At 68.7% G+C, this 11582-nt stretch carries 10 protein-coding genes and 1 riboswitch; of the genes, 5 read left to right on the top strand and 5 right to left on the bottom strand.

Annotated elements, in window-relative coordinates; genetic code table 11:
* The 3 genes from ABZU43_RS32075 to ABZU43_RS32065 all read left to right on the top strand — a co-directional run.
* Nucleotides 1-306: ACT domain-containing protein (locus tag ABZU43_RS32075; protein ID WP_355010113.1), on the top strand; the 306-nt coding region annotated here is incomplete at its 5' end.
* 707 nt (nt 307-1013) lie between these two features.
* Nucleotides 1014-1301, top strand: coding sequence for a hypothetical protein (locus tag ABZU43_RS32070; RefSeq protein WP_355010112.1), 288 nt, complete (start codon nt 1014-1016; stop codon nt 1299-1301).
* A 484-nt stretch (nt 1302-1785) separates the two neighbouring features.
* Entirely contained in the window at nt 1786-2013 is a 228-nt protein-coding gene (locus tag ABZU43_RS32065) for a winged helix-turn-helix domain-containing protein (protein ID WP_196922595.1), read from the top strand.
* A 306-nt stretch (nt 2014-2319) separates the two neighbouring features.
* Here ABZU43_RS32065 and ABZU43_RS32060 read toward each other — a convergent pair whose 3' ends face one another.
* Entirely contained in the window at nt 2320-3315 is a 996-nt protein-coding gene (locus ABZU43_RS32060) for a ribonucleotide-diphosphate reductase subunit beta (RefSeq protein ID WP_355010116.1), read from the bottom strand.
* A 56-nt stretch (nt 3316-3371) separates the two neighbouring features.
* Nucleotides 3372-5690, bottom strand: coding sequence for a ribonucleoside-diphosphate reductase subunit alpha (locus ABZU43_RS32055; RefSeq protein WP_355010115.1), 2319 nt, complete (start codon nt 5688-5690; stop codon nt 3372-3374).
* Between the two features lie 192 nt (nt 5691-5882).
* A riboswitch (cobalamin riboswitch) is annotated at nt 5883-6100 on the bottom strand.
* Between the two features lie 431 nt (nt 6101-6531).
* On the opposite strand from ABZU43_RS32055, the gene ABZU43_RS32050 reads away from it, so the two are divergent.
* The gene (locus ABZU43_RS32050; protein ID WP_355010111.1) at nt 6532-7929 is read left to right on the top strand and encodes an enolase C-terminal domain-like protein; all 1398 of its coding nucleotides are present in this window, start codon (nt 6532-6534) and stop codon (nt 7927-7929) included.
* A gap of 8 nt (nt 7930-7937) precedes the next feature.
* The gene (locus ABZU43_RS32045) at nt 7938-8660 is read left to right on the top strand and encodes a FadR/GntR family transcriptional regulator (RefSeq protein ID WP_355010110.1); all 723 of its coding nucleotides are present in this window, start codon (nt 7938-7940) and stop codon (nt 8658-8660) included.
* Between the two features lie 7 nt (nt 8661-8667).
* Here ABZU43_RS32045 and ABZU43_RS32040 read toward each other — a convergent pair whose 3' ends face one another.
* Genes ABZU43_RS32040 through ABZU43_RS32030 form a run of 3 tightly spaced genes read right to left on the bottom strand, consistent with a single transcriptional unit; the run spans nt 8668 to nt 11557 of the window.
* Complete coding sequence (locus ABZU43_RS32040) at nt 8668-9687, bottom strand: aldo/keto reductase (RefSeq protein ID WP_355010109.1); 1020 nt, start codon at nt 9685-9687, stop codon at nt 8668-8670.
* Nucleotides 9684-10502: an ATP-binding cassette domain-containing protein gene (locus ABZU43_RS32035; RefSeq protein WP_355010108.1), complete on the bottom strand. Its 819-nt coding sequence runs from the start codon at nt 10500-10502 to the stop codon at nt 9684-9686. The genes ABZU43_RS32040 and ABZU43_RS32035 overlap by 4 nt, the downstream gene beginning before the upstream one ends.
* On the bottom strand, nt 10502-11557 hold the full coding sequence (locus tag ABZU43_RS32030; protein WP_355010107.1) for an ABC transporter substrate-binding protein: 1056 nt from the start codon (nt 11555-11557) through the stop codon (nt 10502-10504). The genes ABZU43_RS32035 and ABZU43_RS32030 overlap by 1 nt, the downstream gene beginning before the upstream one ends.
* Between the last annotated feature and the right edge of the window lie 25 nt (nt 11558-11582).

The raw sequence follows: 11582 nt of genomic DNA, 5'->3' as shown, positions 1-11582 counted from the left end.
CTGCGCGCGCAGAGCGAGCGGGTCGTCGAGGTGAGTTGGAAGCTCACCTCCGCGTCGACGTTCCTGGTCGCCATCCAGGTCGAGGCCCTGGACCGACACAAGCTGCTGGCCGACGTCACCAGGGTGCTCTCCGACGAACGGGTCAACATCCTCTCCGCTACACACTCCACAAGTTGGGATCGGGTGGCCGTGAGCCGGTTCAGCTTCGAGATGGCCGACCCGCAGCACCTTGGGCACTTACTCGCCGCAGTGCGCAGCATCGACGGTGTCTTCGACGCGTACAGAACCAAATCAGCCGAGGTGTGACGCTTCCGGTGGAAGGCCTCCGTATAACTCGCGCGGGTGCTCACGTTTAGACGAAGATGCTTGCTCTCTTGCAGCGAGTATCATCGGCTGTGGCTGCTGCGCCGCCATCAAAGGCCGCCCGCAGTGCGACTCGCCCAAGACGAATGGCTGTGCTAGGGAACAGCTACCGCTCAGAGCGGTATCGGCGGAATTTTGTTATGCCGCGGGGACACGCTCAAACCTGTACGTGGGAATCCCTGCCGGCACCCCCCTTGGCAACCACTTCGTTTTGTCGACGAGCGTGCGCAAATTTGGCAACTCGCACCGCCATTGCGCCGGCTGCTTCCGGCCGAGGAAGGTGCCCACGTCCCGCAGCACCATCACCAACCTCCAGGAACGGATCGGCAAGTTGACCGCCCAGCGGGACGCGCTGGACGCGGCCGCGACCCAGGTCGTACCCGGCAGTCCCGCCGAAGGTGCCGACCCCGCCGCGCTGGTCGGCGTCAGGTTGCCATCCCTGTCCTTCTACGGCACCGACGGCCGTCCGGTCGATCTCGGCGCGCTCGGCGCCGGGCGCAGCGTCATCTTCGTCTACCCACTGACCGGCCGGCCGGGCGTGACCTGCCCAACGGGCTGCTGGAGATCCACGGCGCGCGCGGGGCAGCACCGAGCAGGCCGCCTGGTTCCGCGACCACCACGCCGAGCTCCGCGCGGCCGGCGCCGCCCGGGTGTACGGCCTGTCCGCCCAATCGACCGGGTACCAGCGAGAACTCGCGCACCGACTGCGGCTGCCCTACCCGCTGATCCCCGACCCGAGGCTGACCCTGGCCGACGCGCTGCGGCTGCCGACCCGCACCGCGGGCGACATGACGCTCTACGAGCGGCTGACCCTGATCGTCGCCGACAGCGAGGTCGAACACGTCTTCCACCCGATCCCGGACCCGGCGTCGCACCCACTGCACGTGATGCGGTGGCTCACCAAGCGACGCCAGGCCCCCGGATCGGTCGCCGCCTAGAAGTCGTGGTCGACCTCGCCGCACTGCTCAGCGTCCATCGTTACTTCTGCAACATGATCGATGCGGCATCCGCCACGACACCCAACGACCAATCGAGCTGACGGCATTCGCCCTGACTTGTGCACTCAAGGCAGCCGCCTGAACGCCACGGCTGGTCAAGTGCCCGAGTCCAATGAGCATCAAGCGTCCGCATCGCGGCGAACAGTTCGTCTGCCCGACTTACCGGTTCATCGATCGGCACGGCGGCACCCTCCCGCGTTCACGACGTTGGCCCCACCTGGGGGCAGCGACCATCTGCCGTGCTCCCCCAGGTGGGTGTGCGGCCGAGAACCCAGGAGTTTGCCGAAACCAGGGAACCCGACCAAGCTGCAACCTATTCCAACTTGTAGGAGCAGGTCAAGGTGCTTCGTGGAACTTGTTGGATCAGGTCTCCTCGTGATCAGATTGGGCTGCCGAAACCAGGGAACCTTACGGAGATCGACCCATGCCGACCGAGCGAGTGGACTACCGGCGGATCGCCAACGAGATCGCGGGAAAAATCAAGTCGGGTGAGCTTGCTCCGGGCGAGAAACTCTCGTCCACCCGTGAGCTGGCCGAGCAGTACGGCGTGCACATCTCCACCATCAACCGGGTCATGACGATCCTCAAAGACCGCGAGTTGGTCGAGGGCCAGCCGGGCAAAGGTGTCTACGTCGCAGAAGCCCAGAGCTGAGCGCCCCGCTTCCTTCGATCGATTGATAAGAAGTAGCAAGGCACCGTCGCGTTTAGACGGAGTGGCTGTTCGCCAAACCCGCACCGCCCCGTCGATCATGGAGTTGTGGTGGGTGACAAAGTGCCTGCGCAATACCAAATCAGGCACCACAACTCCATGATCGACGAGACTGGACTGTCCCCTTCTCCGCGATCTTGCACATCCTGTCGCGACATAAATAGCATTGCGCCTATACCGGCAACGGAAAATGCAAGATCGGCGGAGGCGGGGCGTTCCTCATGGGCAACCCGTGGCCGAGGTTGCGGCCTAGAAGTCGTCGTCGAAGGCGACGGTGCCGGTCACCCCGACCTGGTACGCCGACACCCGCCGCTCGAAGAAGTTGGACAGCTCCTGCACGTCCTGCAACTCCATGAAGCCGAACGGGTTGCTCGACCCGTAGTGCGGCGCGATGCCGAGCTGGGCGAGGCGGCGGTCGGCGACGTGCTGGAGGTACTCCCGCATGTCGGCCAATGTCAGACCGGGCACGCCGTGGCCCACCAGGTCCTCGGCGAACTGCACCTCACACTCGACCGCCTCGGTGAGCATCCGGCGAACCTGGTCGGCGAGGTCGTCGTCGAACAGGTCCGGCTCCTCGGCGCGAACGGTGTCGACGACGTCGAACGCGAACGCCATGTGCATGGACTCGTCGCGGAACACCCAGTTGGTGCCCGAGGCGAGGCCGTGCAGCAGGCCACGGGAACGCAGGAAGTAGACGTAGGCGAACGCGCCGTAGAAGAACAACCCCTCGATGCAGGCGGCGAAGCAGATGAGGTTGAGCAGGAACGTGCGCCGGTCCTCGCGGGACCGCAGCTCCCGCAGGTCGCTGAGAGAGTCGATCCACCGGAAGCAGAACTCGGCCTTACGCCGGATCGAGGGGATGTTCTCGATGGCCGCGAAGGCCTCGAAGCGCTCCGTCTCGTCGGGCACGTACGTGTCGAGCAGGTTGAGATAGAACTGGACGTGCACGGCCTCCTCGAACAGTTGGCGGGACAGGTAGAGGCGACCCTCCGGGCTGTTGACGTGCTGGTAGAGGTTGAGCACCAGGTTGTTGGCGACGATCGTGTCACCGGTGGCGAAGAACGCCACCAGGCGGCTGACCAGGTGCCGTTCGGCCGGCGACAACTTGTCCAGGTCGGCGAGGTCGGCGTGCAGGTCGACCTCCTCGACGGTCCAGGTGTTGCGGATCGCGTCGCGGAACCGGTCGAAGAAGTGCGGGTAGCGCATCGGGCGGAGAGTGAGGTCCATCCCGGGGTCGAGCAGCATGTGCGTGGTCCTCGTGTCGGTGGTGCTGGCGTCGGTAGTGGCGGCGTCGGGAAGAGTCACTGGCAGGCCTCGCACGACTCGGGGTTCTCCAGCGAGCAGGCCAGCGCGTCGGCGTCGACGACGACGGGTGCGACGGCGCTGACGGTGGCCTGCTGGATCCGCGTCGCGGGGCGCGAGCGCAGGTAGTAGGTGGTCTTCAGCCCGGCCTTCCAGGCGTAGAGGTACATCGAGGAGAGCTTGCCGATGGTCGGCGCGGCCAGGAACAGGTTCAGCGACTGGGACTGGTCGATGAACGGGGCGCGGGCGGCGGCCAGGTCGATCAGCGCCCGCTGCGGCAGCTCCCACGCGGTGCGGAACAGTTCCCGTACGCCGGCCGGCAACTCGGCGATGTCCTGCACCGACCCCTCCGCCCGCTTGATCGCCGAACGGATCCGCTCGGTCCACAGACCGCGGGCCTTGAGCTCGCGTACCAGAGCGGTGTTGACCTGGAGGAACTCCCCCGACAGGGTCTCGCGCTTGAACAGGTTGGACACCTGCGGCTCGATGCACTCGTAGCACCCGGCGATCGAGGCGATGGTGGCGGTCGGCGCGACCGCCACCAGCAGCGAGTTGCGCAGCCCGTACGCCTCGACCCGCTCGCGCAGCACGTCCCACCGCGCGGTCTGCGTACCCGCGACACCCCACAGGTCGGGCTGGAGCTGGCCCCGCGCGGCCCGGGTCTGCGGGTACGCCGGATGCTTGCCGAAGTCGCGCGCCAGGTCGGCGGAGGTTTCCAGCGCGGTCAGGTACAGCTCCTCGCTGATCCGGGTGGACAGCTCGCGGGCGGCCGGCGAGTCGAACGGCAGCCGCAGCGCGAAGAAGGCGTCCTGAAGGCCCATCAGCCCGAGCCCGACGGGCCGCCAGCGGGGGTTGCTCGCCGCCGCCTGCGCGGTCGGGTAGTAGTTGATGTCGATGACCCGGTCGAGGAAGGTCACCGCGGTCCGCACCGTGGCGCGCAGCCGCTCCCAGTCGATGCCGTCGGCGGTGAGGTGGGCGGCGAGGTTCACCGAGCCGAGGTTGCACACGGCGGTCTCGGCGTCACTGGACACCTCGACGATCTCGGTGCAGAGGTTGGACAGGTGCACCACGTTGCCCGGTTCGGCGGTCTGGTTGCAGAGCCGGTTCGACGCGTCCTTGAAGGTCATCCAGCCGTTGCCGGTCTGGGCGAGGGTCCGCATCATCTTCCCGTACAGCTCGCGGGCCGGGACCTGCCGCACGTAGCGGCCCTGCGCCTCGGCCTGCCGGTACGCGGCGTCGAACCGCTCCCCCCACAGGTCGGGCAGCTCGGGCACCTCGTGCGGGTCGAACAGCGACCACAGCTCGTCGGCCTCGACCCGACGCATGAACTCGTCCGGCACCCAGTTGGCCAGGTTCAGGTTGTGGGTGCGGCGGGCGTCCTCGCCGGTGTTGTCCCGCAGTTGCAGGAACTCCTCGATGTCCGGGTGCCACGGCTCCAGGTAGACGCAGGCAGCGCCCTTGCGTCGGCCACCCTGGTTGACCGCGGCGACGCTCGCGTCCAGCGTGCGCAGCCACGGCACGATCCCGTTGGACTGCCCGTTCGTGCCCCGGATCAGCGCGCCCCGGGAGCGGACCCGGGAGTACGCGATGCCGATGCCCCCGGCGAACTTGGACAGGTTGGCGACCTGGGCGTACCGGGCGTAGATCGAGTCCAGCTCGTCGAGCGGGGAGTCGACCAGGTAGCAGGAGGACATCTGGGTGTGCCGGGTGCCGGAGTTGAACAAGGTCGGCGAGCTGGGCAGGTAGGCCAGGCTGGACATCAGCCGGTAGAAGTCGACCGCCTCGTCCGCCGTCCGGGACAGGCCGCAGGCCACCCGCAGCAGCCAGTACTGCGGGGTCTCCAGCACCAGTCGCCTGGTGGGGTGGCGCAACAGGTAGCGGTCGTACACCGTGCGCAGGCCGAAATACTCGAACCGGCGGTCGCCGTCCGGGTCGACGGCGTGGTCGAGCGTCGCGGCGTGTGCGGCGACGAACGCGGCGGTGTCGTCACCGATCAGGCCCTCGGCGTGGCCGACCCGGATCGCCGCGCTGAACGAGGTGATGCCCTGTCGCCGCACCTCCTTGTCGACGTAGCCGGCCAGCAGCCGCGCGGCCAGACGCGAGTACTGCGGCTCCTCACCGATCATCTCGGCGGCGGTCTGGATGGACAGCCGGTCGAGTTCGGCAGTGGTCGCGCCGTCGTAGAGGCCGCTGATGGTGCGGGTAGCCACCCGCAACGGGTCGACGTCGGTCAGGTCGTCGGCCCACCGCTCGACCGCCCGGACGATCTTGTTCACGTCCACGGGTTCGGTGCCGCCGTCGCGCTTGCGGACCTGCATCGGCGTCCGCCGCACTGTCGCGTCGCCTCTGGCCGGGACTACCTCGGTGACTGTCACCACTCGCTCCTCGGAGTTCGAGACCTGGTGGCCCGGACGCGAGGAGACAGACACCGACGGACGCCACGCCGGCACCGGCATGGGTCAGGTGGCGTCAGCCGTCCCACGCGGCCTCGGACCGCCGCCCACCCGGGTGCGGGTACGCGGCGCGCTGGCAGGTCTTCGGACTCGCGGGCACGACCGGGCTCGCCGGTCTCCTACTGGCCGTCGCTTCCCAGGCCGAATGGTGGCCCAGTGCTGATGACGGCTGTCGTTCCCACTCACCGCTGCGGGACAGTCCCGGATTTCCACCGGGTTCCCTGTTGCCTCGACCGCACTGGATGAGCGGCCGAACCAGCTGCGCTCGACACCATATATAGGGACGCAGTCGTTGTCACACCCCACATGTCGGTCTCGGGCGTGTCGACGGCGATGCGGTGACCACCGTCACCAACCCCCCGGGAGCACGCTGCGGCCGACCGACGCCGGGCACCGGAGACGAGGCTCTGCGCACGGTGTCGACATTCGACAAAGATTTGACGTATCGAGGCCACAGCACTGAGGACCAGGCCCATACGTGGCCGTCGATACCTCGCGGCGAGCCGGAACATCCGATCTCCAGGTCCGCCGCGCGCGGCACCTTCGCCCGCCAACCGGCATGATCGGAGTCAAGGCGGCTCGACCCGAGAGGGCAAACATCATATGTCTGCACGTCCGAGGTGATCGACAACGTTGACGCGCTGGAGCAGCCCTCCGTATACTCCCAGTGATCATCTGATCTTTAGCCTAGCCGGGCGAGGAGCGCATGCCGCAGATCACTGCCGTCACCGTCGAAGACGTCCGCTTCCCCACCTCCCTGACCGCTGACGGGTCAGACGCCATGAACAAGGACGGCGACTACTCGGCGGCCTACGTCGTCCTGCACACCGACGGCGTCGACGGCGTGGGCGCGCCACTCGCGGGGCACGGCCTGACCTTCACCATCGGCCGAGGCAACGACATCGTCGCGGCGGCGGCAGTCCACCAGGCACAGCTCCTCGTGGGCCAGGACGTGGCAACGATGGCAGCGGACATGGGCGCGGTCTACCGCCTGCTCACCTCCGACTCGCAACTGCGGTGGCTCGGCCCCGAGAAGGGCGTCGTCCACCTGTCCCTCGCCGCCGTGTTGAACGCGTCATGGGACCTGGTCGCCCGGGTCGCCGACAAGCCGCTGTGGCGGCTGCTCGTCGACATGACCCCCGAGCAACTCGTCGACATCGCTGACCTGCGCTACCTGTCCGACGCGCTGACCCGCGACGAGGCACTGGCCATCCTGCGGGCCAAGGAGAGCACGAAGGCCGCCCGCCTCGCCGAGCTCGACCGGACCGGCTACCCCGCCTACACCACCTCGGCGGGCTGGCTCGGCTACGGCGACGACAAGCTGCGCCGACTGTGCCAGGAGGCGGTCGACACCGGCTACGGCTACGTCAAGCTCAAGGTGGGCGCCAACCTCGACGACGACATCCGCCGATGCGCGATCGCGCGGGAGATCCTCGGCCCGGATCGCAACCTGATGATCGACGCCAACCAGGTGTGGGACGTCGGTCAGGCCATCGAGTGGGTCACCGCCCTCGCCCGCTTCACGCCACTGTGGATCGAGGAGCCGACCAGCCCCGACGACATCCTGGGCCACGCGGCCGTCCGCCGCGCCGTCGCTCCGATCGGCGTCGCCACCGGCGAACACTGCCACAACCGGGTGATGTTCAAGCAGCTCTTCCAGGCCGAGGCCATCGACTTCTGCCAGCTCGACACCGGCAGGTTGGCCAGCATCAACGAGATCGTCGCCGTGCTGCTGCTCGCCGCGAAGTTCAACGTCCCGGTGTGCCCGCACGCCGGTGGTGTCGGGCTGTGCGAGATGGTCCAACACGTGTCGGTGCTCGACTACGTCGCGATCTCGGGAGACCTCACCAACCGGGTCACCGAGTTCGTCGACCACCTGCACGAGCACTTCACCGATCCCTGCATCATCCGCGACACCGGTTCCGGCAGCGGATACGTCCTGCCCAGCCAGCCCGGCTACTCCACCCGGATGCGTCAGGAGTCGGTGGCGCTCTACCGGTTCCCCGACGGCCACTACTGGGCGGCGACAGACCCGACTACCGTGTCATCTCCGGAGGCGGCGTACGTGATCGCGGGTGGGAAGGCCACCCCCGCCGGCCGTTAGGGGGGGTCATGTCTCGCACCGACGAAGTGGTCAACGGCATCAAACGGATGATCCTCGAAGGGCAGTTCCGGCCCGGGGACCGGTTGCCCATCGAGAAGGACCTCGCCGAGCAGCTCGGCGTCTCGCGAGGTTCCCTGCGCGAGGGGATGTCGGCCCTGTCGATCCTGGGGATCGTCAACATCCGTCAGGGCGACGGCACCTACGTCACCAACCTCGACGCGCCACAGCTGCTGGCCCCGATGAATTTCGTGGTCGACTTCCAGGGCCAGGGCGACCCCCGGCACATCCACACCGTCCGCCGGCTGCTGGAGTGCGAGGCCGCCTGCCTGGCGGCGACCAGGATCACCGACGAGGCCCTGGCCCAGGCGGGTGACCTGCTCGAAGAGGCGGCCCGGTTGGTCGGCCAGGCACCGCCGGACCACGAGCGGATCATGGAGATCGACATCGCCTTTCACCGGATCATCGCGGTGCACGCCGAGAATCCGGTGCTCGTCGGTCTGATCGAAGCCTTCGCCGGGCGCACCATCCGTGGCCGGCTCTGGCGGAGTCTGCACGAGGAGGGCGCGGACCTGCGCACCCATGACGAGCACGTGGCGATCCTGAAGGCCCTCGTGGCACGCGACCCGGAACGGGCACGCACCCGGATGGCCAACCACCTGATCGGTGTGGAGGAGTCGTTGCAGGGGTTACCCGACGACGCTGACGCCAGCATCGAGACGGCCCGGTCGTGACCGACCCTCACGGCTGTACGTCGAGCAGCCCCTCGTCGTACAACGCCGTCCAGAGTTGATCCGGGACGTCGACACCGGACCGACGGAGGGTCTCGGTCACCTGGACGTCGTCCCGCATGCCGACAACGGTCGAGACCACGGCCGGGTGACGACGGACGAACGCCAACGCCGCCTGGGGCAACGTGACGCCGTACGTCTGACAGACCCGCGCTATCCGGCGGGCGTGGTCGATCACCTCTGCCTGCGCCTGCTGGTAGTCGTAGACGGCGTCGGTCGGCGGCATGTCCCGGGCCAGCAGCCCGGAGTTGTAGACACCGGCGACCACCACACCGACGTGGCGGGCCTGCGCGACGGGCAGCAGGTCGGTCAGCGCGCCCTGTTCCAACAGGGTGTACCGGCCGGCGCACATCACCACGTCCACGTCGGTCTCCGCCACGAAGCGGGCCAGCATCGCCGACTGGTTCATTCCCGCCCCGACGGCACCGATCACGCCCTGCTCCCGCAGCTCCACCAGGGCCGGGATCGCCTCGTTGGCGGCCTGCTGCCAGTGCTCGTCGGGGTCATGCAGATACACCACGTCGATCCGGTCCAGGCCGGTGCGCCGAAGGCTCGCCTCCAGCGAACGGCGGACGCCGTCGCGGCTGAAGTCCCAGATCCGGCGGTGATCGGCGGGAACGTCGAACCCCTCCGGATCCCGCTGGTGCGCCGTCTCCGGTGACGGCACGAGCAGCCGGCCGACCTTCGTCGACACCACGTACTCGCCGCGGGGGCGGGAGCGCAGGGCCGCGCCCAGGCGTCGTTCGGACAGGCCCAGCCCGTAGTGCGGTGCGGTGTCGAAGTATCGGATGCCGCCTGCCCACGCGGTGTCCACGGCGGCGGCGAACTGCTCGTCGGACGTCGCCCGGTAGAGATTGCCGCCCTGGGAGGCGCCGAAGCCCAGTGGGCTCAGCCGCAGCGGCGGTGCAGCGCCGCCGCGGCTCGTCGGACCCGCGGGACCGCGGGCGCCTCCCTGGACGGCGGCCCTCACCGCTCGTCCCGACCCACGCTGGTGCTGCCGGTCATCGCGGCGACCAGATCGTCGGTGGTGGCCTCGTCGGCGCGGAGCTGGGCCGCGCGCCGGCCGAGGCGCAGCACCTCGACGCGGTCGGCGATCTCGAGGACCTGCGGCATGTTGTGGCTCACCAGCACCACCGACATGCCGGCGTCGCGGGCCCGCCGGACGACGTCGAGCACCCGCCCGGTCTGGACCACACCCAGGGCCGCGGTGGGCTCGTCGAGGATGACCACGTTGGTCGCCCAGATGATGGCCCGGGCCACCGCCACGCACTGCCGCTGCCCACCGGACAGCATCGCGATGGGGGTGGTGACCCGGGGGATCCGTACGCCCAGTTCGTCCAGGGCGGCGGCGGCGCCGTGGCGCATGGCGCGCTTGTCCAGCAGCCCGAGCCGGCCGAGTGGTCCAGAGCGAAGGATCTCCCGGCCGAGATACAGGTTGGCGGCGACGCTGAGGTCGTCGGCGACGGCGAGGTCCTGGTAGACGGTCTCCACCCCTGCCCGCCGGGCGTCGACGGGGGTGGAGAACTGGACCGGACGGCCGCCGACCCGGATCTCGCCCTCGTCCGGCGGGTGCACACCGGACAGGGTCTTGATCAGGGTGCTCTTGCCGGCGCCGTTGTCGCCGATCAGCGCGACGACCTCACCGCGGCGGACCGTGAAGTCGGCGCCGCGCAACGCCTCGACGTGCCCGAACCGCTTGACGATGCCGCGGGCTTCGAGGACCGGCGGCTCCGCGTCGGTGGGTTGCTGGTCGCTGGTCTTGGTGGCCGTGGGGTTCACACCCATCACTGCACCGGCGGGTTGGCGCAGCTGGGCTCGAGCACCGCCTTGATCTCCGCCGAGTCGATGTTCTCCTTGGTGACGAAGGTGACGCCGGTGTCGGCCGACGCCAGCGGCGCCTTGTCCCGAAGGTGCTTGACCATCTTGTCGACGCCGAAGTAGCCCATCTTGAACGGGTTCTGCACGACCAGCGCCGAGATCTGGCCGTTGCGTACCCCGGCGATCTCGTCCGGGGCGGCGTCCCACCCGATGATGACCACCTTGCCGGACTTGCCGGCGGCCTGGATGGCCTGCGCGGCACCGAGCACGCTCGGCTCGTTGGCCGCGAAGACACCCTTCAGGTTGGGGTTGGCGGTGAGGATGTTCTCGGTGACCCGTCGGGCCTCGTTGACGTCGCTCTTGCTCGGCTGTTGGCCGACCAGCTTCAGGTTGGGGTACTGGGCGAGGCCGGCCTTGAAGCCGTCGACCCGCTCGGTGTTGGTCTGCGATCCGGGCTGGAACTCGACGAGCGCCACCTCGTGGTTGCCGGGGCCGAGCTCGGTGGCGAGCAGCTTGGCCGCCTCGGTCGCCGACGCACGGTTGTCGGTGGCGAAGAGGGGCACGTTCGACGGCTGCGGGCTGGTGCCAGAGTCGATCATGGCGACCGGGATGTTGGCGCTGAGCGCCTTGTCGGTCGCCGGTGCCAGCGCGCTGGAGTCGGTCGCTGCGTAGACGATGCCGTCGACCTTCTTGGTGACGAAGTTCTGGATCAGGTTGACCTGGCCCTCGACGTCGGTCTCGGCGGTCACCCCGTCCCACTGGACGGTGACGTCCCCCGCGCGCTGCGCGGCGCACTCGGCGCCCGCCTTGACGGTGTTCCAGTAGTCGGCGCCGACCGCCTTGGGTACGACGGCGAGCTTCAACGGGCCGCTCGCGTCCTTGGTCGCGCTGTCGCCGCCGCCGTCACGGACCTCGACGCCGCCGCAGGCGCTGAGCAGGGCGGTCGCTGCGGCCGCGGCCAGGATCGCCTGCACGCGCAGGAGTCGTCCTCGCGTCCGCCGGCTGGTGGTGGTGTGTGCCATGGTGTGTGTCCTTCCTCGTTCGGAC

Source organism: Micromonospora sp. NPDC005205 (assembly GCF_040608275.1).
Taxonomy (GTDB): domain Bacteria; phylum Actinomycetota; class Actinomycetes; order Mycobacteriales; family Micromonosporaceae; genus Micromonospora.
This window is presented reverse-complemented; position numbering and strand designations above follow the sequence as displayed.

Bases quoted from the DNA above. Each gene is read 5' to 3' on its own strand.
- ABZU43_RS32065 (WP_196922595.1), top strand. From the start codon at position 1,786: ATGCCGACCGAGCGAGTGGACTACCGGCGGATCGCCAACGAGATCGCG.
- ABZU43_RS32060 (WP_355010116.1), bottom strand. From the start codon at position 3,315: ATGCTGCTCGACCCCGGGATGGACCTCACTCTCCGCCCGATGCGCTAC.
- ABZU43_RS32055 (WP_355010115.1), bottom strand. From the start codon at position 5,690: ATGCAGGTCCGCAAGCGCGACGGCGGCACCGAACCCGTGGACGTGAAC.
- ABZU43_RS32050 (WP_355010111.1), top strand. From the start codon at position 6,532: ATGCCGCAGATCACTGCCGTCACCGTCGAAGACGTCCGCTTCCCCACC.
- ABZU43_RS32045 (WP_355010110.1), top strand. From the start codon at position 7,938: ATGTCTCGCACCGACGAAGTGGTCAACGGCATCAAACGGATGATCCTC.
- ABZU43_RS32035 (WP_355010108.1), bottom strand. From the start codon at position 10,502: ATGGGTGTGAACCCCACGGCCACCAAGACCAGCGACCAGCAACCCACC.
- ABZU43_RS32030 (WP_355010107.1), bottom strand. From the start codon at position 11,557: ATGGCACACACCACCACCAGCCGGCGGACGCGAGGACGACTCCTGCGC.